This window comes from Rhizobium sp. ARZ01 (genome assembly GCF_014851675.1).
GTDB lineage: Bacteria > Pseudomonadota > Alphaproteobacteria > Rhizobiales > Rhizobiaceae > Mycoplana.
This window is the reverse complement of record NZ_JACVAE010000001.1, coordinates 307,179-327,116: the sequence shown is the minus strand read 5'-3', so window position 1 is coordinate 327,116 and position 19,938 is coordinate 307,179. Positions and strand designations below refer to the sequence as shown.

The window sequence follows — 19,938 nt, the reverse complement described above, 5'->3', positions numbered from 1 at the left end:
GCTCGCGACCCCTGTCTCGAGCGGCGTTTTACGGGATGCGAATGAGTTTCTCTGCAAGCCCTCTTGTGCGGATTTCCACGGATCGCCTTGTCCTGCGGCCGACGGCGGCTTCCGATGCAGATCGCGCGTTCGAGATCCAGTCCGACTGGGACGTAACGCGCACGTTGCGCATGGCTTCCTTTCCGCCTGTTCGGGAGGATATCCGGAACTGGTTCGCCGATTATCAACGCGAGTGGATTGCAGGGGAGGCCTTTCGCTTCGCGGTCGAACTGCGGGGCCGCCTCATCGGGCTGGCCGATGTTGATGAAATCTCCGGCAGCGCGTGCGAACTGGGATACTGGTTTGAGAAGTCTAGCTGGGGGCATAGATATGCATCAGAGGCGGCGCAGGCCGTCGTGAACTTTGCCTTCGGGAAGGCGGCACTTTCGGAGTTATGGTCAGGCCATGCCGCCGACAATCCGGCATCCGGCAAGGTGCTGCTCAAGCCAGGTTTTTGCCCCTTAGACACCGTCCGCAAGGTGTCATCATCGCGCGGTGAAGAAGTCATTCACCAGCGCTATCTACTCCAAGCACCAGCTTGCCGGAGGGACCGCCCTCACCGCTTCTTGAACGGCTCCATGCCCATGCGGGCGAGTTCGTCGGCGCGCTCGTTTTCCGGGTGGCCGGCGTGGCCCTTGACCCAGTGGAGCGTCACCTTGTGGCGCCGCCGAGCCTCATCCAGCGCCTGCCAGAGCTCGCCGTTCTTCACCGGCTTCTTGTCGGCCGTCTTCCAGCCGTTCTTCTTCCAGCCGTGGATCCACTTCTCGATGCCGTCCATGACGTATTTCGAGTCCGTGTAGAGATCGACCTCGCAGGACGCCTTCAAAGCGTCCAGAGCGGAGATTGCCGCCAAAAGCTCCATGCGGTTGTTCGTCGTCTGCGGCTCGCCGCCGGAAAGCTCCTTCTCGACCTCGCCATAGCGCAGCACCGCGCCCCAGCCGCCCGGTCCCGGATTGCCCGAACAGGCACCGTCGGTGAAGATATCCACGTGTTTCATCGATGCACCAGGCCGTACTCTTCGGCTGACTTGATCTGCCGGTGGAAGCGCAGCTTGCGCAGATATTCGAGCGGGTCCTTCTTGACCACCAGAGCACCAGGCGGCGTCATCAGCCAGTCATAGAGGCGCGTCAGGAAGAATCGCAGTGCCGAGCCGCGTGCAAGCAGCGGCAACGACTTCAGCTCGGCGCCGTTCAGCGGACGCACCTGTTCGTAGCCATCGAGAAGCGCCATGCCCTTGGTCAGGTTGAACGAGCCGTCCTTTTCGAAGCACCAGGCGTTCAGGCCGATGGAAACGTCATAGGCATAGCTGTCGTTGCAGGCGAAATAGAAATCGATCAGGCCGGAAAGCTGATCGCCGATAAAGAAGACGTTGTCCGGGAAGAGATCGGCGTGAATCACACCATGCGGCAACGTCTTTGGCCAGTGGCTTTCGAGATAGGCGAGCTCTTCGGCAATCTCGTCCTGCAGGCCGGGCTCCACCTCGTCGGCGCGATCGGCAGACTTCTCCCACAAGGGGCGCCAGCCATCCACGGAAAGCGCGTTCTTACGGGTCAGCGTGAAGCCCTGACCGGCGACGTGCATGTCCGCCATCGCCCTTCCGACCTCACGGCAGTGCTTCGCCGCAGGCTTGCGCAGCCATGTACCCTCGAGGAACGTGATCATCGCGGCCGGGCGGCCGGAGAGTTCGCCGAGAAGTTCGCCATCCTTCCGCGACAAGGGCAGCGGGCAATTGAGACCGCGATCGGCGAGATGGTGCATCAGCCCCAGAAAGAACGGCAGGTCTTTCGGATCGACACGCTTTTCATAGAGCGTCAGGATGAAGGCGCCCTTCGTCGTGTGCAGGAGAAAGTTCGAATTCTCGACCCCTTCCGCAATGCCCTTGTAGGAAAGCAGCGTGCCCGCCTCGTACTCGGTCAGGAAGCGGGCGAGGTCGTCCTCTGTGATATCGGTATAAACTGCCAAATTTTTCAGCTCACGATCGAAGGCCCGGGAGGCAAGCCTTAATCCTATTCCCCATTGACGAAGGCCATGTCGGCCGTCGTCAGTTCCATGTTGCGGAGCTCGCGGTTGACGAGGAAATGCTCTGTTTCCTCGACAGTCTCGGCAAGCTCCACCGTTGTTTTATATCGGGCACGGAACGCCTCGATGATCTCGTCGACGATAACCTCCGGCGCCGAAGCACCTGCCGACAGACCGACGGTACGAATTTCGCCGAGTTCATTCCAGTCGATTTCCGCCGCGCGCTGAACGAGCAACGATTTTTTTGCACCCGCGCGCAGTGCGACTTCGACGAGACGCTTGGAATTGGACGAGTTCGGCGCGCCGACGATAAGGAACAGGTCGCAGCCGGGAGCGGCCTGCTTCACCGCTTCCTGCCGGTTCGTCGTCGCATAGCAGATCGAATCGGCTGCGGGCGCGGTCAGGTTGGGGAAGCGCTCCTTCAAGCGTGCGATGACGCCGGCGGTGTCGTCGACCGACAGTGTCGTCTGGGTGACGAACCCGAGATTGTCCGGGTCGGCTGGCACATAGGCGTCGGCGTCCTCGACGGTCTCAACCAGCGAGACTGAGCCCTCCGGCAGTTGCCCCATCGTGCCGATCACCTCGGGATGACCGGCGTGACCGATCAGGATGACGTGGCGGCCGAGGCGCTGGTGACGCATCGCCTGCTTGTGCACCTTGGAGACCAGGGGGCACGTGGCGTCCAGATAGAAGAGGCTGCGCGCAACCGCATCCTCGGGCACCGATTTCGGCACGCCGTGAGCGGAAAACACGACCGGCTGAGCGCGGTGTTCCTCGGGGATTTCATCCAGTTCCTCGACAAAGATGGCGCCTTTCGCCTCAAGGCCTTCCACGACATAGCGATTGTGGACGATCTCGTGGCGGACATAGACCGGGGCGCCATAGGCCTTCAGCGCCAGTACGACGATCTGGATCGCCCGGTCGACGCCGGCGCAGAAGCCGCGCGGGCCGCAAAGACGGATCGTCAGGGGGGAAAGTGCGGTTGTGGAAGCCATGTCAGAGTGTCACCGATACGAAGAAGAGTGCGATGATTGCGAGTAAGGCGTCGTTGCATCAGCGCTGTCAGCAGTACGAATAGATTGGCGAGTCATCAGCAACCGGGTTTCATTGCAGGGGGCATGTCGGATTTAGCATAAATCACCAGCGATGAAAGTCGCGAAGCGTGTCCACGTGTCATTACCGACGCGCACGCCAGATGTAGACGCCGCTCACGCCCACCATTGCCAGCGCCAGGCCATACCAGGTCAGCGCATATTGCAGATGATTGTTCGGCATCTCGAACTGGGTCACACCGCCAACTGGAAGCCCGCCCGGATTGGTCGCGCTGTCCGCGTCGATGAAGAACGGCACGAGGTTCGCAGGCGCGATGCCGGTGCTCGCGGCCATCGCATCAAGGTCCTTCCAGTAAAATACGTTCTTGGAAATATCATTGTCCGGAACGAGCGATGAGGGTTTCCCGTCGAGTTTCTCGCGCGCCAGCCCGCTCAATGTCTGTCCGCCCGCAATCTGTCCCTCCCCTCGGGTCCTTGCCTCCTTCTTCTCGAAGGGTGCAAAGCCGCGGTTGATGAAGACGTATCGCCCGTCGGCCAGCAGCAGCGGCGTGTAGACATGATAGCCGGACTGGCCGTTCCAGGTGGCGAGGAAGTGTCGCTCCTTGTCGTGATCGAAAGTGCCGGTGACCGATAGCGGCCGATACTCGATGTCGCCGCCTGTCCTTTCCATCGCCTCGATTGCTTCGAGCGTGACAGGTTCCTCTGTCCTCCGCTCGGATATGTCTGCGAGCAGCTTTTCCTTCCAGGCAAGCCGCTGCACCTGCCAGGTTCCAAGCGACAGCAGCGTTGCAAGTGCAGCAACCCATACCAGTGCCGCCAGAATCTTCCGCACGGGACCGCGTGCCCGCGGCTGCGCCTCAGCCACGGTCAATCTCACCGGGCCGCGCTTTGTTGCGATACTGGAGTGCGATCAGCACACCCTTCAACATGCGTGTCAGCACCAGGCCGAACACGGTTGCGAGCGGAATCCACAGCAGGAAGTGCAGCCAGAGTGGCGGACTGAGATTGACCTCCATCCACAAGGCGAGACCGAGAACGACGAAGCCCACGATCAGAAGAACGAAAACGACGGGTCCATCACCGGAGTCGGCGAACGCGTTGTCTAACCCGCAGGCGGCACAGCGCGGCTTGACCTTCAGGTACCCGTCGAAAAGCTTCCCCTGTCCGCAGCGCGGACAATGACCGCGCATCCCGGTCGAAAACGGTTCGACCGGCGGAAAGTGGGCCCTGTCTTCATTCATCGTCAAACTCCGGATAGCGCTTACGGCCCGGCTGCGAAGCACCGGATCTACTTTGAAACCAAGATCCGCCGCTCAGCGCCACGTGCCAATTGTCAAATAAGCGTAAGCCTATCTACGCCGCGCGTCCAACAAAGCGGATGCGACATAGCGACCTTGCCTCAACGAGAAACGGCCGCATTGCTGCGGCCGTCCCTGAACGATATGATGGCTTATCAGCCGTGGGCGATGGCCGCACCCCAGCTTCCCCAGATGTAGATCGAGAAGAAGAGGAACAGCCAGACGACGTCGACGAAGTGCCAGTACCAGGCAGCCGCCTCGAGGCCGAAGTGCTGCTTTGGCGTGAACGCGCCGCCGATCGCCCGGAACAGGCAGACCAGCAGGAAGATCGTGCCGACCAGAACGTGGAAGCCGTGGAAGCCGGTCGCCATGAAGAAGGTCGCGCCGTAGATCGAATCCTTGAAGGCGAACGGAGCGTGCGCGTATTCGTAAGCCTGAACGAACGAGAATAGGATACCGAGCAGGACCGTCAGGGTGAGACCCTGAATGAGGCCCTTGCGATCGTTGTGCAGGATCGCATGGTGCGCCCAGGTCACGCAGGTGCCGGACAGAAGCAGGATGATGGTGTTGTAGAGCGGCAGATGCCAGGGATCGAGAACCTCGATGCCCTTCGGCGGCCAGACGCCACCGGTATGCTCGACACGCGCAGCCTGGATGGCCTCGCCCGGGAAGAGGCTGGCATCAAAGAACGCCCAGAACCAGGCCACGAAGAACATCACTTCGGAAGCGATGAACATGATCATGCCGTAGCGCAGGTGCAGCGACACAACGCGGGTGTGGTGACCCTCGTTGCCTTCCTTGATCGTGTCGGCCCACCAGCCGTACATCGAGTAAAGCGTGATCGCGAGACCGATCACGAAGACCCACGGGTTGGCCATCTCCAGGCCGAAGATCTTCAAGGAGCCGCCAGCGAGGTAGCGCATGTAGATGATGCCGCCGATCGCCAGCACGAAAGCGCCGATCGATGACAGGAGCGGCCACGGGCTTGGATCGATGATGTGGTAGTCGTGATTCTTCTGATGCGCTTGCGCCATGTCAGTCATCCCCGAATGTATCGCGTTCTCGTCCCCGGCTTAGCCGGAAACGCGTGTCTTTCAAAGTTTGCTCGTTTCCTCATCGGCCTTGTCCGCCGAAGCCACCGGCTTCGTCTTCTCGTGCGGAAAGAAAGTGTAGGAAAGCGTAATGGTATGAATGTCCTTGGTCTCGACCGGTTCGACGATCGCCGGATCGACGAAAAACACAACCGGCATGTCCATCTCCTCGCCGGGCTTCAACGTCGTCTCGGTGAAGCAGAAGCACTCCACTTTGTTGAAGTAGGCACCGGCCGCCTGCGGCGTGACGTTGAACGTCGCCTGCCCGGTCGCGTCGGCATTCGAAGTGTTGCGTGCCTTGTACATGACCTGCACGGTCTCGCCGATCTTCAGCTCGAGCTCGCGCTGGACGGGTTCGAAGGTCCACGGCAGACCCGGTCCGGTATTGGCATCGAAACGAACCTTGATCTTCTTGTCGAGGATGACGGAGGACGCCTGCTCGACGCGTTGCGTCGTTCCGCCGTAGCCGGTCACCTTGCAGAACATGTCGTAGAGCGGAACGGCGGCATAGGCCATGCCGAGCATGCCGACGACAAACGTCAGGCAAACCGCGACGATCGTGCCGTTACCCTTCTTCTGCTTCTTGCTGGCTTTGATATCCGACATGCTTCAGCCCGCCATACCGCCGCCGGCGAATTTCACCAGCGTGATGATGTAGAAAAGGACCACAAGGCCGGCGAGTGTCACGGCGAGCGCGACATTGCGACCGCGCCGCGACTTCTTCTGCTTGTCGTTGAGAGCAATGGTTTCCATCAGAAACTCCATCCTGCCGTCCAGCCGGCAGCCATGACGGCGTGATCGATCATCAGGCCGGAAAAGATGGCGAAGAGGTAGAAGATCGAATAGCCGAACAGCTTCTTCGCCGGAACCATGACGCGATCTTCTTCCGGCATACGCAGCACGCCGATCGAATACCAGACGAATGCGGCACCCATGGCGGCGGCAAAGATGCCGTAGCCGAAGCTCGCAAAGCCAAGACAGCTCGGCACCACGGAGATGATGGCCGTAAGCACCGCATAGATCAGGATCTGGTGCTTCGTGGTCTTCTCACCTGCCACGTTCGGCAACATCGGCACGCCGACAGCGCCGTAGTCGCGCATTTTGAACAGTGCGAGCGCCCAGAAATGCGCCGGCGTCCAGAGGAAGGTGATGAGGAAAAGGACGATGCTCTCGATGGAAACGCCGTTCGTCACGCAGGCCCAGCCGATCATCGGCGGGAATGCGCCGGCGGCTCCGCCGATAACGATGTTCTGCGGCGTCGAGCGCTTCAGCCACATCGTGTAGATCACGGCATAGAAGAAGATGGTGAAGGCGAGCAGACCGGCGGAAAGCCAGTTGACCGCGAGACCGAGGATCACAACCGAGAAGGCGGACAGCGTCAGCCCGAAGGCGAGCGCTTCGCGCGGCTGGACACGGCCGGAAGGAATGGGACGTTTTGCGGTGCGCGACATGACAGCGTCAATGTCTGCGTCGTACCACATGTTGAGTGCACCCGACGCGCCGGCGCCGACCGCAATGCAGAGAATGGCGATCAGGCCGATAACCGGATTGATGTTGCCGGGCGCCAGCACAAGGCCGGCAAACGCCGTGAAGACGACGAGCGACATGACGCGCGGCTTCAGGAGCTCGAAAAAATCCCGTGCTGTCGCCTCAGAGAGGACCATGTCCCCGCCCTCCGCAGTCGCTTCGTGATGATCGATGATTGCCATATTGCCTGTCTAATCGCTGGGGCCGACACCTTCGGCCTGGTATCTGGAGAGGCCGCCGTTGAACGGCGGCCTCCGTGTTCGTGTAGGACCTTACTTGATCTTCGGGAGCTGTTCCCACTGGTGGAACGGCGGGGGCGACGACAGCTGCCACTCGAGCGTGTTCGCACCCTCACCCCATGGGTTGTTGCCGGCGACCCGCTTGCGCGCGAACGCTTCAAAGACACCGAAGAGGAAGATCAGCACGCCGAAGGCTGCAATGTAGGAGCCGTAGGAGGAGACCTTGTTCCAGCCGGCAAACGCATCCGGGTAGTCGATGTAGCGGCGCGGCATGCCGGCCAGACCCAGGAAGTGCTGCGGGAAGAACACGAGGTTCACGCCGATGAACATGACCCAGAAGTGCAGCTTGCCGATGAACTCGGAGTACATGTAGCCGGTCATCTTCGGGAACCAGTAGTACCAGGCCGCGAAGATCGCGAAGACGGCGCCGAGCGACAGAACGTAGTGGAAGTGAGCAACCACATAGTAGGTGTCGTGCAGGGCACGGTCGAGGCCGGCGTTGGCGAGCTGAACGCCCGTGACGCCACCGACGGTGAAGAGGAAGATGAAGCCGATCGACCAGACCATCGGAGTGGTGAAGCGGATCGAGCCGCCCCACATCGTCGCGATCCACGAGAAGATCTTGATGCCCGTCGGAATGGCGATGACCATCGTTGCGAAGACGAAGTAGCGCTGCGTGTCGAGCGACAGGCCGACGGTGTACATGTGGTGCGCCCACACGATGAAGCCGACGGCGCCGATCGCGACCATGGCATAGGCCATGCCCAGGTAGCCGAAGATCGGCTTGCGCGAGAAGGTCGAGATGATGTGGCTGACAATGCCGAAGCCGGGCAGGATCAGGATGTACACTTCCGGGTGACCGAAGAACCAGAACAGGTGCTGGTAGAGGATCGGGTCACCGCCGCCTTCCGGCGCGAAGAAAGCCGTACCGAAGTTGCGGTCGGTCAGCAGCATGGTGATGCCGCCCGCCAGAACCGGCAGCGAGAGCAGCAGCAGGAAAGCGGTGATCAGCACTGACCAGGCAAAGAGCGGCATCTTGTGCATCGTCATGCCGGGCGCGCGCATGTTGAGGATCGTGGTGATGAAGTTGATCGCACCGAGGATCGACGACGCACCGGCAATGTGGATGCCAAGGATAGCAAAGTCCATGGCGGGACCGGGCATGCCGGAGGTCGAGAACGGCGGATAGAGCGTCCAGCCACCACCCGCGCCATAGGCGCCTGCCGGCCCTTCAACGAACATTGAGAGCAGCACGAGCAGGAAGGCCGGTACGATCAGCCAGAACGAGATGTTGTTCATGCGCGGGAACGCCATGTCCGGCGCACCGATCATGATCGGCACCATCCAGTTGGCAAAACCGCCGATCAACGCCGGCATCACCATGAAGAAGATCATGATGAGGGCGTGCGCCGTCGTGAAGACGTTGAACATGTGCTTGCCGCCGTCGATGGCAGCATCACCTTCATAGCCGTAGACCATTGAGGCCAGGCCGTGGAAGATCTGGATGCCCGGCTCCTGCAGCTCGGCACGCATGAAGATTGAAAGCCCGCCACCGATGATACCGGCGATGATCGCGAAGATCAGATAGAGCGTTCCAATGTCCTTGTGGTTCGTAGAGAGGAACCAGCGGACAAAGAACGAGGGCTTGTGTTCGTGATGACCGTGGTCATCGTGGGCAGCGGTTGTTCCGGCCATGGATTGCACTCCCTTGGAATTACTGCGCGGCGTTCTGGGCGACGTCGACGGTTTTCTTTTCACCGTCGATGGATGCCATCAGAGCCTTGTTGGCCTCGCCGACATTGGTCGCAGCGGCGGCAAGCCAGGTGTCGAACTTTTCCTGCGAGACGACACGAACGGCGATCGGCATGTAGGCATGATCCTTGCCGCACAGCTCGGAACACTGACCATAGAAGAGACCCTCACGATCGGCCTTGAACCAGGTCTCGTTCATGCGACCAGGAACGGCGTCGATCTTGATGCCGAAGGACGGCATGGCGAAAGCGTGGATGACGTCTGCGCCGGTCACCAGAAGGCGAACGTGCTTGCCGACGGGAACGACGAACTCGTTGTCGACGGCGAGGAGACGCGGATAGACCGCCCTGTCTTCCTTGCCGGCAGCGGCGCGGTCGGCGTCCTGCAGGAGGAGGGAGTCGAAGGAGAGCGGGCTGTCGCCAACCTGGTACTCATAACCCCAGTACCACTGGAAGCCGGTCGCCTTGACCGTCAGCTCCGGCTCTTCCGTCGGCGCCAGCTGCTTGGTCAGCAACTGGAACGAAGGAACGGCCAGGAACAGAAGCGCGATCACCGGACCGATGGTCCAGATAACCTCGATTGCTGTGTTATGGCTGGTCTTGGACGGAACCGGGTTCGCGCCCTCACGGAACTTCACCACAACGACGACGAGGAGAAGAAGCACTAGGAGCGTGATCGGGACAATAAACCACAGGGTATAATGCTCGAACCAGCGAATCTCTTCCATGATCGAGGTGGCGGCAGGCTGGAGTCCCTTCTGCCAATCGACTGGCTGATCGGCCAGGGCACTCGAAGCAAACAGCGAACAGCCAATGGCGGCCAACGCTGCAAAAGCTTTCTTTATCACAACATATCTCCCCAAAGTGTTTGATTGGGATCAAACAACGCGCAGAATCCTGCAATGCTGAGTGCTTAAAATCACAGTTTCCGGCTCGCCGCAACCGCCTCGGATGAATGCCCATGCGTCATTTTTGCGCAAACGCAAGTCTGGAGGGCCGACAGCCAAATTTTCACCAGACTCTTTATAATTGGGGCCGCTGGTGGCCCCTCAACCGGAGTGCGACCCAGACAGACAGAGGTGTGAAGTTTGCCCACCGCCACGACGAATTGTCATGTGGCAAGCCCGCTTGCGCAAAGATTCGGCTACGACGTCCAATTTCCGCCGCATAGACTGGAAAAGAGCGCTAGGGGCTTTTATTTTCTGCCATCGCTATTCAAGAATGGCGCGTATGATTCGAGATTTCGAGGTTCTCATGGGTTCCGGTTCCCCTTCGCGTCTGGCCAGGACGTTTGGCGCCTTTGCCGCTCTAGCCATGGTCGCGGTGAGCTCGCCTGCTCTTTCTCAGGCACAGCAACAGCCGGGCACGGTGAAATCCAACCATGGCGCATGGTCGATCGTGTGCGACCAGCCGGCCGGCGCTTCGGCCGAACAATGCGCCCTGATGCAAAACGTGATCGCGGAGGACCGTCCCGAGGTCGGCCTTTCGGTCGTCGTCCTGAAAACGGCCGACCGCAAGGCGAAGATCCTGCGCGTGCTTGCGCCGCTTGGCGTTCTGCTGCCGAACGGGCTTGGCCTCAACGTCGACGGCAAGGACATCGGCCGTGCCTATTTCGTCCGCTGCTTCTCTGACGGCTGCTATGCGGAAGTCGTCCTGGAGGAGGAGCTTTTGAAGACCTTCCGCTCCGGCGCGACTGCCACCTTCATCGTCTTCCAGTCACCCGAAGAGGGCATCGGCATTCCCGTCGACCTGAAGGGGTTCGGCGAGGGTTATGACGCCCTGCCTTAAGCGCACTCGGACCTGACAGGTACAGCACACCGCTATCCCGTTGACGCCCAACTGAACCCGCTGAACAGGTGAAAGCTTGTCGTTTTCCGACCGGCTCTCTACATGGTGGGCAAAACGATATCGCCCGCGGAGCTCCCCATGAACACCGATCTCCTCTCCCTATTTGACGCCGACGAAGCGGCCGTGCGCAAGGTCCTCAGCCAGACGCTTGCAAACGCGGACGATGGCGAACTCTATCTCGAGCACGCCCAGGCGGAGTCGCTGACCTTCGACAACGGGCGCCTAAAGGGCGGCAGCTTCAACACGGACCAGGGGTTTGGGCTGCGCGCGGTTGCGGGCGAAGCCGTCGGCTACGCGCATTCGGGGGAAATGTCGCTCTCGGCGCTGAAGCGGGCAGCGGATGCCGCAGCAGCGGTTACGCGCGGATATGCCGGCACTTACGCGGCGGCCCCGCAGGGCACGAACCGCCGCCTCTATGGGCCGGAAAACCCAATCGGCAGCCCGACTTTCGAAGAGAAGGTGGCGCTGCTGCAGGATATCGACGCCTACCTGCGCAGCAAGGAACCGAAGGTCCGCCAGGTCACTGCGTCGATCGCGGCAAGCTGGCAGGTGGTCAACATCCTGCGGGCCGATGGCCACAAGGTCACCGACATTCGCCCCATGACGCGCATCAATATCTCCGTCGTCGTCGGCGAAGGCGACCGGCAGGAGAGCGGTTCATTCGGAATGGGCGGACGCCGCGGCTTCGGCGAATTCCTGACCACGGAAAGCTGGCAGCACGGCGCAGACGAAGCGTTGCGACAGGCGCTGGTGAACCTGGAGGCGATCGAGGCGCCGGCAGGCACAATGGACGTCGTGCTTTCGTCAGGCTGGCCCGGCGTCATGCTGCATGAGGCCGTCGGCCACGGCCTCGAGGGCGACTTCAACCGCAAGAAAACCTCGGCCTTTTCCGGGCTGCTCGGCGAGCAGGTGGCAGCAAAGGGTGTCACGGTCGTTGACGACGGGACGATCGAGGCGCGCCGCGGCTCGCTGACCATCGACGATGAGGGCACCCCCTCCGGCTACAACCTGCTGATCGAGGACGGCAAGCTGGTCGGCTACATGCAGGACCGGCAGAATGCGCGCCTGATGGGCATGAAGGCGACCGGCAACGGCCGGCGCCAGTCCTATGCCCACAGCCCGATGCCACGCATGACCAACACCTACATGCTTTCCGGCGACAAGACCCCGGACGAGATCATCGCCTCGGTGAAGAACGGCATCTACGCAGTCTCCTTCGGCGGCGGTCAGGTTGACATCACCTCCGGCAAGTTCGTCTTCGGCTGCACCGAGGCCTATCTGATCGAAGACGGAAAGATCGGCGCGCCGGTGAAAGGCGCGATGATCATCGGCAATGGCCCGGAGGCGATGCGCCGGGTGACGATGATCGGCAACGACTCCAAATTGGATACCGGCATCGGCATGTGCGGCAAGGCTGGGCAGAGCGTTCCGGTCGGTGTCGGCCAGCCGCATCTGCGGATGGACCAGATCACCGTCGGCGGCACGAAGGCCTGAATCACGTCCGCGAATGCCGGACATCGCCAGGCGCGTTAACCGCGCGGATACCATAGCACCCGCATAAAGGCGGCAAGAGAATCGCCTAGGGAGCGCAGATGTCGACATTGCAAAATGTTATGCGCCAGAGCCTCAAGCGCGCCGCCATTGCGGGCGGCCTGGAACTATCGAACCTGGCCGGCAGAGCAGGACTGTTGGCGTCCGCGCGTGGTCGTGGCGCGATCTTCACGCTGCACCATGTGCGGCCGAAGGTCGAGCATCCCTTCGACCCCAACGCTCATCTGGAAGTCACACCGGAGTTTCTTGACGAAACGATCCGCTTTCTCGCAGCCGAGGGCTACCAGTTCGTTGCCCTGCACCAGCTTGCCGCGCGGATGGCGATTGCTCGCCCCAAAGAGCGGTTTGCAGCCTTCACGCTCGATGATGGCTATCGAAACAATGCCCTCCACGCGCAGCCGGTCTTCACGGAGCATCGCGTTCCGTTCACGGTTTTTGTCACCGGGGGCTTCGCCTGCCGTACGCACAGCATCTGGTGGGAAACCCTGACCGAACTCCTGCGTGCCCTGCCGCACCTCGAGTTCGATTTCGGCTCCGGGCCGGTGACGCTGCCCTTGGCAACCAACCGGCACAAAGAGGCTGCCTTCGCCCGATTCACTGCGTTCATTCACTCCGGGGATGAGACGACCGCAATCAGGACCCTCGACGCCGTGGCCAAGGCCAACGACGTCGACCCGCTGCTGATCACCGAGCGACTGATCATGCGCGAGCCGGAACTGAAGAGCCTGGTGCTGAACCCGCTTGCCACCCTCGGCGCTCATACCATCAGTCATCGCGCCCTGGCGCGGCTCGACGAACACGAGGCAAGGGAAGAAATGCAGGCATCTGCCGAACGGCTGGAATGCATCACCGGCATCCGCCCCGTTGCCTTCGCATACCCATACGGCTTCAGCCCCACCGTTTCCCAACGCGAACACAGGCTTGCCGCCGAGTTGGGCTTCACGGTTGCGGTCACGACCGATCCCGGAACACTCGACGCACGAAGCTTCGACACGCCCATGGCCTTGCCGCGGATCTCGCTGAACGGGCTCTACCAAAAACGCAAGTATGTTTCGGCGCTGGCGTCCGGCATACCGTTCAGACTCCTGCGCCGCTGACCCCGGCATTCCAAGCGGCGATGCTCCTCCACGGAGACTGGCTGTGCGGCTCGAAGACCGTCTAAGCAAGCTTGAGGGCTGAAGAGATCTCGCCGACCGTCGCCTTCTCCGCCTCGCTCACTGGCGTGCCCCCGAATCCGAGGAACCCGCCCTCCTTGGAGGCTTCGGCGACATCCTTGCTGATCTGAAGGAGCCAGGCCTTGAAGGCCGGTGCATCTGCAGGCGCTTTGGCATCAACGACATCCGCCGCCTGACGGACCGACTCGATGCATTTCGCCTTGATCTCGTCGGATTTCGCGCCTTTCAGTGCGGCTTGCAGCCCGTCGCGGGCAGCATTGCGGCCTTCGGAGGTCTCAAAGCTCTCGACGACAGCCGTCATCAATTGCGTCGATCCTGCACCGGACTTGGCCTGTAGCAGAGCGCGGCTGCTCGCCATTCCCTCCTTCAGCATACCCCAAAGACCGCTCGGTTCGGCGGCGGTGACGGCAATTCCCGCCGCCATCACGCCTTGCAAAAGTTGGTTCCATTCATCGGGAGTAAAAGTCGATTTGTCAGCCATGGCTGATCGCCTCCTCTAGCAGCGGTAGAAGTGCGGGAAAATCCGATCGAAAGAGCACCGCCGGCCCCAGGCCGGCGATCGCTCTTTACGAGGTCAAGGCGCCAGCGCGGCGAGCTTTGCCTTCAAGGTGTCGATCGTCGGCTTCAGCACGTCAGAGACACCCGGGAGCGCCAGAACCTTGTCGAACAAGGCGTTGAGGCTCGTGATTCCGGGTTTGACGAGGTCCGACAACATGGTCTTCTGCTCCGCCGAAAGCTGCCCCAGCATACCGCCAACTTTGTCGAACGCGTCAGTCGCGGTTTGAAGCTTGGGCACGGCAGCCTGCGCGGTCGCGGCATCCGTGACGCCGTTCAGGGTCGTCTCCAGCTCCCGCATGGCATCGGTGACCTGCTTGCCAACGTCGACGCCACCGATCGTCAGCGACGGAGCGGCGGGCGTAGCAGGCTGAGTTTGGGTCTGTGTCTCAGGTGCCGGTGTCGTCGGCTGGGCGGGCTGCGTCTCAGTCTGAGCTGGGGTCTCGGGTGCCGGGGCGGTCTGTTCCGCCGTGCGTTCGGCCGGCCGGCCGAACAGGTAGTAGAGGATCGCCAGGAGCGCGAGTGCTGCCAACAGCCAATAGAGCCAGTTGCTGCTGCGCGTGGGGGTTGGCGCTGTGGCTGTGGCCGACCGAGCGGCTGTTGTTGCCGAAGCAGCGGCACGCGCCGCAGCGTCGCTAGCGGCTGTTGAGGCCGAACGGGCTGCCCCACCGAGTGAGTCGAGCACTCCCGTGCCACCCAGCAAGTCCTTCAAGCCTGTCGGCATGGCGGCCGCAATGTTGTCCTTCTGTCCGGCCAGCAAGCCGGCAATACCGTTCGCAGAAAGGTCACTGCCAACGTTCTTTGCAATCCCGCCCATGACTAGCGGCGCCAACATGCCGAGCAAGGAACCGCCAGCATTCTGGCCAAGACCGGAATAGCTGCCGATCGCGTTCGCCAGCGCGCCGCTGGTGTTGCCACCTAAGAGCGAGGACAGCAATTGCGAACCCGTTTGCACGAGCGATGACTGGTTTCCGCCGGAGAGCAGGCCGCCGAGGTTGTCGAGAACGCCGCTTTGCTGGCTGGCAGCATCCGCTACCTTCTGTGCCCCACCGGGCTGGGCCGCGACACCGGCCAATCCCGCCAGCACCGCCGGTACGGCCGCGGCAACGCCGCGCTGGACCTTGTCGGTGTCAAGACCGAGCGCAGCAGCCAGTCGCGCAATCACGTCGGGGGTCAAGAACTGCATGAGATAGGAAACAAGATTGCTGGCCATTGAATTCTCCTCCGCGTGAGTGCCTTGGATTCAGCCTTGCCCTGATGCGTGCGAAGTCGTCTTGAAACGATAATCCAACGCGCGGTCCATCGGACTGCGGGCTCAATGTTTTCCTGCCTTGATAAAAAATATAGCACACCAATTGGAGTTGTATACTCCGGCGGGCGTTCGCGGCCTGTGCGTGCGATCTGGTGGGAAGCGACCCCGCCTCCCTCCTCGACTGCGGACCGCATGACCGGGACATACTCGATTTCGCAACGAGTGCCCCGATCCAAACGCTATCGCGCATGGGCGTGCGACAGCGCATGGGAGGAGCGGCATCAGGGGTACATCCGTACCTTTTCCCACCCCTCACCGCCTGCTGCGCGGCGAAATTCCATCCGGTCGTGGAGGCGGAAGGGGCGATCGTGCCAGAACTCGATCGAGACGGGTTTGATGCGGAATCCCGACCAATAGGGCGGGCGCGGAATTTCCCCGATCGCGTAGCGCGCCGTATACTCGGCGACGGCCTTCTCCAGCGCGAAGCGGCCCTCGAGCGGGCGGGACTGCTTCGAGGCCCAGGCGCCTATGCGGCTGCCGCGCGGACGGGATGCGTAGTATTCATCAGCCTCCGCATCGGAAACGACTTCGACGGGTCCACGCACACGAACCTGGCGCCGGAGCGATTTCCAGTGGAAACACATGGCCGCCTTCCCCGCTCCGAGGACCTCCTGCCCTTTCTGGCTCTCAAAATTCGTGTAGAAGACAAAACCGCGTTCATCGAATCCCTTCAGGAGAACCATGCGCACATTTGGCAGGCCGGAAGCATCGACAGTGGCGAGCGCCACGGCGTTCGGATCGTTCGGCTCGCTCTTTTCCGCGTCCTTCAGCCATTTTCCGAACAGGGAAAACGGTTCGCTTTCCTCGGTAAAGTCACCGGTTGTTAACTCTGTGTCGCTCATATTTGAATCCAATGCCGAATGTCGGTCCGTTGGGACGCGCCGGAGTTGAAGTCATAGCAAAGTCGCGACGGGAGACAATGATATTGTGGACGAGACGGTCACGAATCGCCCTGCTCGCGCTCTGCCTTGCGCCTCTTTCGGGCTGCATGAGCGGGCTTGATTTTGCCTCGGAGATGTCCGTCGACAAGGCCGTCAAGACAAGCGCGGTACCCGGTGCGCGTCTCGACAACACCTCCGACGCAGTAACCGTACGCAACGCAGTCTCCTCTGCGGACCTTGACCGCAACGCCGGCAACCCGATCCCCTGGGCGAACACCGTCTCGGGCAGCGCAGGCGTCGTCAGCAGCGTCTCGGAACTCAACGACGAGGCGGGGCGCACATGCCGGGACTTCACCACGACGCTTCATTCCTACTCCGGTGTTGCCAACTATGACGGGCGAACCTGTGTCGGGGGCGATGGCATTTGGGCGCTGACGCGCTTCGACCGGCAGCAATAGCCAGCCGGACCGAAAAGCTTGGCATTAGGGCATCAGTAAGTAAGCCTACGCAGCCTATGCGATTCTCTGATGGACGCTGTAACCATCGGTTAGGACGTTGCTGGCATCATCCATCCCCGCAGGCTTTGCGGGGCCTGCCAGACTACAAGAGGCAAGGCTCCAGCAAAGAAGAGCGGGTAGATGTTAAAGCGTGATCCGTACGCGGTGTTGGGTGTCCAGCGCGACGCTGGCCAGGACGAGATTAAGGCGGCCTGGCGCACCCTCGCCAAGTCCGTCCACCCCGACCAAAACCAGGACGATCCATTCGCCGCAATCCGCTTCACCGAGGCCGGTCGCGCCTACGAACTTCTGCGCGACCCGGACAAGCGCAGCAGATACGACCGCGCACACCGTGAAGCCGAGATCCGGCGCGAGATGGAACTGCGCCGCATGGAACGGATGCGCCGCCAGCAGAGCGCACGCAAGGCACAGTCTGAGAAGTCCGAGAAGGCGCAGGGCGCGGCCGAGAGCGCTGAAGACATGGTGTCCCGCATCTTCGGCGTCGATGCGCGCCAACAGCAGCCGGCGGGCGATGCTCCCCCGCCCCCCCAGCCCTCCGCAAGCGCCGAACGGCAAGCGGTGCCGGGGCCGCAGGATTCCGGCGCCGAAAATGCCGCGGTAGTTCCCGCAACACGGCGCGCTGCGGCCGCCACCGATATCATCTCCGCCATCGTGCGCCGCATCCGGGGCTCAAGGCCGGTGGTCGAAAAGGCTCCGGACCTTGTCTGCGACATTACTGTAACTATCGAGGACCTGTTGAAGCAGTCTCGGCTTACGCTGGATATCAACGGCGAACTCCTCAAGGTGCCGCTTGCGGCCGGCACGACCGAAGGCACGGTCATCCGGCTCAAGGAACAGGGGCACCGGATCAACGATCTCAAGCGCGGCGACGCGATGATCACGGTCCGGGTGGCACCCGGTGCGTTTCGCGTCGATGGATTTGACCTTCGGACCACGCTCCCGGTATCGATCGAAAACGCCGTTCTCGGCTGCGAGACGACGATTCCCGGACCGCACGGTGACGACCTTCCGGTGACGGTGCCGGCCTGGTCCAGTTCGGATCATGTCATCCATATCGACGACCATGGCCTTGCCGGCAGCGATGGCAAGCGCGGTAAACTGATCGTCGAAATCCGGCTTCTGCTGTGGGAAAGGCCGGACGACAAAATGATCGACCTGATGAGAAGCCTGCGCGAAGGGCTGTATCTGTAACGGATCAGTGAAAAGCACCCAATGTTACGGGCGCTAACAGTTCCTGAACCCTGTTTTGCTTGAACCCTGATGCTGCCTATGCCATAGGCAAAATCCAAACGAAATCAGCAAGGGACATTCCATGGTTCAGGCATCCGGTCTGATGAGCGGCAAGCGCGGCGTCATCATGGGCGTGGCGAACAACCGGTCGATCGCGTGGGGTATCGCCAAGGCCGTTCGTGCGCAGGGCGCAGAAGTCGCCCTCACCTATCAGGGCGATGCCCTCAAGAAGCGCGTCGAACCGCTTGCGGCGGAACTCGGCGGCATACTCGCCGGCCATTGCGACGTGGCCGACGAGGCTTCGATCGACGCGGTCTTTGAAAACATCGAGAAGACGTGGGGCAAGATCGACTTCCTCGTGCATGCGATCGGCTTCTCCGACAAGGACGAACTGACGGGCCGCTATATCGATACGACCCCGCAGAACTTCGCCAGCACGATGCAGATCTCCGTCTATTCGTTCACCTCGGTCGCGCGCCGCGCCGAAAAACTGATGACGGACGGTGGCTCGATGCTGACGCTCACCTATTACGGCGCCGAAAAGGTCATGCCGAACTACAACGTCATGGGCGTCGCGAAGGCGGCGCTCGAGGCGAGCGTGAAATATCTCGCCGTTGACCTCGGCCCGAAGAATATCCGGGTCAATGCGATCTCGGCCGGACCGATCAAGACGCTCGCCGCATCCGGCATTGGCGATTTCCGCTACATCCTGAAGTGGAACGAGTACAATGCACCGCTGCGCCGGACGGTGACCATCGAGGAAGTGGGCGACGTCGGGCTCTACATGCTCTCGGATCTCTCTCGCTCGGTCACCGGCGAAGTGCATCATGCCGACAGCGGCTATCACGTCGTCGGCATGAAGGCCGTGGACGCCCCCGATATCTCGGTCGTCAAGGACTGAGGCTTTTCCGGAGCACGGCTGTGCTTGTCTATATGATCCGTCACGGGCAGACCGACTGGAATGCCGAGGGACGCCTGCAAGGCCAGAAGGACATTCCGTTAAACGCCATCGGACGCCGCCAGGCGTCCGACAACGGGCACGCCCTGAAGGCCATTCTCGGCAACACCGCCAATGACTTCGACTTTGTCGCAAGTCCGCTCGGACGAACGCGCGAAACGATGGAACTCGTGCGTGCAGCCATGGGCATCGATCCCCTCGCCTATCGCACCGATGATCGCCTGGTCGAAGTCTCCTTCGGCGACTGGGAAGGGTTCACCATCTCTGAGCTGAAGCAGACCGTGCGGCAGCGGGTGAAGGAGCGTTCGCGTTCGAAGTGGGACTTCATCCCCCCCGGCGAAGCCGCCGAGAGCTACGAAATTCTTTCCTGGCGCGTCGGCTCGTGGGCCAAAGACATAGACAGACCTACCGTCTGCGTCAGCCATGGTGGCGTCTTCCGCGCATTTTTCAAGTTCAGTGGCATGCCCGTGACCGAGGCGGCAAACGCCCCTGTCCATCAGGATCGAATCCTGCGGATCGATGACGAAGGAGCGACCTGGCTATAGGTCGCCCGGAGTAATGGAGAGCCCTGAGGCGGCCGTTACTGGATTATTTCCAGGTCGTCGATGATGCGCTTGCCGTCGACCTCCGTGTAGAAAACCAGCACCTTCACACCGGGCGTAAGTCCCTCGAAGTTGAACTCCTCGGGCGCCTGATACTTCTTTCCATCGTCGAGGGAGAGGCTCAGTCCAGACGTATCGACATTGGTGATGACAGCTTCAACATCGGCGCTTTCCGCATACACGTTCAGCGGCGCCAGAAAGCCTGCCGCGACCAGCAGCGCGGCAATCATGAAACGCATCCTGCGAACCCCCTTGATTGAATCAGTGTTCTTCTCAGCCACGCTAGATGCCC

General features: G+C 61.4%; 22 protein-coding genes and 1 pseudogene. 8 read left to right on the top strand and 15 right to left on the bottom strand.

Annotation, left to right across the window (positions count from 1 at the left end; translation table 11 throughout):
• Positions 1-35: 35 nt before the first annotated feature.
• Positions 36-482: pseudogene (locus IB238_RS01490) on the top strand (GNAT family N-acetyltransferase); the annotation flags it as partial.
• Positions 483-595: 113 nt separating this feature from the next.
• Here IB238_RS01490 and rnhA read toward each other — a convergent pair.
• The 11 genes from rnhA to coxB all read right to left on the bottom strand — a co-directional run bounded on the left by rnhA (position 596) and on the right by coxB (position 9,864).
• Positions 596-1,036, bottom strand: coding sequence for a ribonuclease HI (gene rnhA, locus IB238_RS01485; RefSeq protein WP_192242903.1), 441 nt, complete (start codon positions 1,034-1,036; stop codon positions 596-598).
• Positions 1,033-2,001 (bottom strand): homoserine kinase, encoded by a 969-nt coding sequence (locus IB238_RS01480; RefSeq protein WP_192242900.1) that lies wholly within the window; start codon positions 1,999-2,001, stop codon positions 1,033-1,035. The genes rnhA and IB238_RS01480 overlap by 4 nt, the downstream gene beginning before the upstream one ends.
• Before the next feature lie 44 nt (positions 2,002-2,045).
• On the bottom strand, positions 2,046-3,053 hold the full coding sequence (gene ispH / locus IB238_RS01475; protein ID WP_192242897.1) for a 4-hydroxy-3-methylbut-2-enyl diphosphate reductase: 1,008 nt from the start codon (positions 3,051-3,053) through the stop codon (positions 2,046-2,048).
• Positions 3,054-3,234: 181 nt separating this feature from the next.
• Positions 3,235-3,975: an SURF1 family protein gene (locus IB238_RS01470; RefSeq protein ID WP_192242879.1), complete on the bottom strand. Its 741-nt coding sequence runs from the start codon at positions 3,973-3,975 to the stop codon at positions 3,235-3,237.
• On the bottom strand, positions 3,968-4,351 hold the full coding sequence (locus IB238_RS01465; protein WP_192242876.1) for a DUF983 domain-containing protein: 384 nt from the start codon (positions 4,349-4,351) through the stop codon (positions 3,968-3,970). Before IB238_RS01465 ends, IB238_RS01470 begins: the two co-directional genes overlap by 8 nt.
• Positions 4,352-4,563: 212 nt before the next feature.
• The gene (locus tag IB238_RS01460; protein WP_192242872.1) at positions 4,564-5,442 is read right to left on the bottom strand and encodes a cytochrome c oxidase subunit 3; all 879 of its coding nucleotides are present in this window, start codon (positions 5,440-5,442) and stop codon (positions 4,564-4,566) included.
• A 60-nt stretch (positions 5,443-5,502) separates the two neighbouring features.
• Positions 5,503-6,105: a cytochrome c oxidase assembly protein gene (locus IB238_RS01455; protein WP_192242869.1), complete on the bottom strand. Its 603-nt coding sequence runs from the start codon at positions 6,103-6,105 to the stop codon at positions 5,503-5,505.
• Between the two features lie 3 nt (positions 6,106-6,108).
• On the bottom strand, positions 6,109-6,252 hold the full coding sequence (locus tag IB238_RS01450; RefSeq protein WP_192242865.1) for a hypothetical protein: 144 nt from the start codon (positions 6,250-6,252) through the stop codon (positions 6,109-6,111).
• Positions 6,252-7,208 (bottom strand): heme o synthase, encoded by a 957-nt coding sequence (locus tag IB238_RS01445; RefSeq protein WP_192242862.1) that lies wholly within the window; start codon positions 7,206-7,208, stop codon positions 6,252-6,254. The genes IB238_RS01450 and IB238_RS01445 overlap by 1 nt, the downstream gene beginning before the upstream one ends.
• 90 nt (positions 7,209-7,298) lie before the next feature.
• A complete protein-coding gene (ctaD, locus tag IB238_RS01440; protein WP_192242857.1) occupies positions 7,299-8,960 on the bottom strand; it encodes a cytochrome c oxidase subunit I in 1,662 nt (553 codons plus the stop codon).
• A 19-nt stretch (positions 8,961-8,979) separates the two neighbouring features.
• Positions 8,980-9,864, bottom strand: a complete 885-nt coding sequence (gene coxB, locus IB238_RS01435; protein WP_192242854.1) for a cytochrome c oxidase subunit II — start codon at positions 9,862-9,864, stop codon at positions 8,980-8,982.
• 466 nt (positions 9,865-10,330) lie between these two features.
• Here coxB and IB238_RS01430 point away from each other — a divergent pair, with 466 nt between their 5' ends.
• The 3 genes from IB238_RS01430 to IB238_RS01420 all read left to right on the top strand — a co-directional run bounded on the left by IB238_RS01430 (position 10,331) and on the right by IB238_RS01420 (position 13,512).
• Positions 10,331-10,804 carry an invasion associated locus B family protein gene (locus tag IB238_RS01430; protein ID WP_246723561.1) on the top strand — a complete coding sequence of 158 codons (474 nt, stop codon included), beginning with the start codon at positions 10,331-10,333 and terminating at the stop codon, positions 10,802-10,804.
• Positions 10,805-10,942: 138 nt separating this feature from the next.
• A complete protein-coding gene (gene tldD, locus IB238_RS01425; RefSeq protein WP_192242849.1) occupies positions 10,943-12,358 on the top strand; it encodes a metalloprotease TldD in 1,416 nt (471 codons plus the stop codon).
• Between the two features lie 98 nt (positions 12,359-12,456).
• A complete protein-coding gene (locus tag IB238_RS01420) occupies positions 12,457-13,512 on the top strand; it encodes a polysaccharide deacetylase family protein (RefSeq protein WP_192242815.1) in 1,056 nt (351 codons plus the stop codon).
• Positions 13,513-13,573: 61 nt separating this feature from the next.
• Here the strand turns inward: IB238_RS01420 and IB238_RS01415 are convergent, their stop codons facing one another.
• From IB238_RS01415 to pdxH, 3 genes are all read right to left on the bottom strand, one after another.
• The gene (locus tag IB238_RS01415; protein ID WP_192242810.1) at positions 13,574-14,071 is read right to left on the bottom strand and encodes a hypothetical protein; all 498 of its coding nucleotides are present in this window, start codon (positions 14,069-14,071) and stop codon (positions 13,574-13,576) included.
• A 93-nt stretch (positions 14,072-14,164) separates the two neighbouring features.
• Positions 14,165-15,358 carry a DUF937 domain-containing protein gene (locus tag IB238_RS01410; RefSeq protein ID WP_192242807.1) on the bottom strand — a complete coding sequence of 398 codons (1,194 nt, stop codon included), beginning with the start codon at positions 15,356-15,358 and terminating at the stop codon, positions 14,165-14,167.
• A 320-nt stretch (positions 15,359-15,678) separates the two neighbouring features.
• A complete protein-coding gene (gene pdxH, locus IB238_RS01405; RefSeq protein WP_192242804.1) occupies positions 15,679-16,299 on the bottom strand; it encodes a pyridoxamine 5'-phosphate oxidase in 621 nt (206 codons plus the stop codon).
• A 77-nt stretch (positions 16,300-16,376) separates the two neighbouring features.
• On the opposite strand from pdxH, the gene IB238_RS01400 reads away from it, so the two are divergent.
• From IB238_RS01400 to IB238_RS01385, 4 genes are all read left to right on the top strand, one after another.
• Positions 16,377-16,796, top strand: coding sequence for an RT0821/Lpp0805 family surface protein (locus tag IB238_RS01400; protein ID WP_192242782.1), 420 nt, complete (start codon positions 16,377-16,379; stop codon positions 16,794-16,796).
• 180 nt (positions 16,797-16,976) lie between these two features.
• Complete coding sequence (locus tag IB238_RS01395) at positions 16,977-18,047, top strand: DnaJ domain-containing protein (protein WP_192242779.1); 1,071 nt, start codon at positions 16,977-16,979, stop codon at positions 18,045-18,047.
• Between the two features lie 121 nt (positions 18,048-18,168).
• Positions 18,169-18,987, top strand: coding sequence for an enoyl-ACP reductase FabI (gene fabI / locus IB238_RS01390; RefSeq protein WP_192242776.1), 819 nt, complete (start codon positions 18,169-18,171; stop codon positions 18,985-18,987).
• 20 nt (positions 18,988-19,007) lie between these two features.
• Positions 19,008-19,589, top strand: coding sequence for a histidine phosphatase family protein (locus IB238_RS01385; protein ID WP_192242773.1), 582 nt, complete (start codon positions 19,008-19,010; stop codon positions 19,587-19,589).
• 35 nt (positions 19,590-19,624) lie between these two features.
• On the opposite strand, the gene IB238_RS01380 is transcribed toward IB238_RS01385, so the two are convergent.
• A complete protein-coding gene (locus tag IB238_RS01380) occupies positions 19,625-19,885 on the bottom strand; it encodes a DUF1344 domain-containing protein (RefSeq protein WP_192247255.1) in 261 nt (86 codons plus the stop codon).
• Positions 19,886-19,938 lie beyond the last annotated feature (53 nt).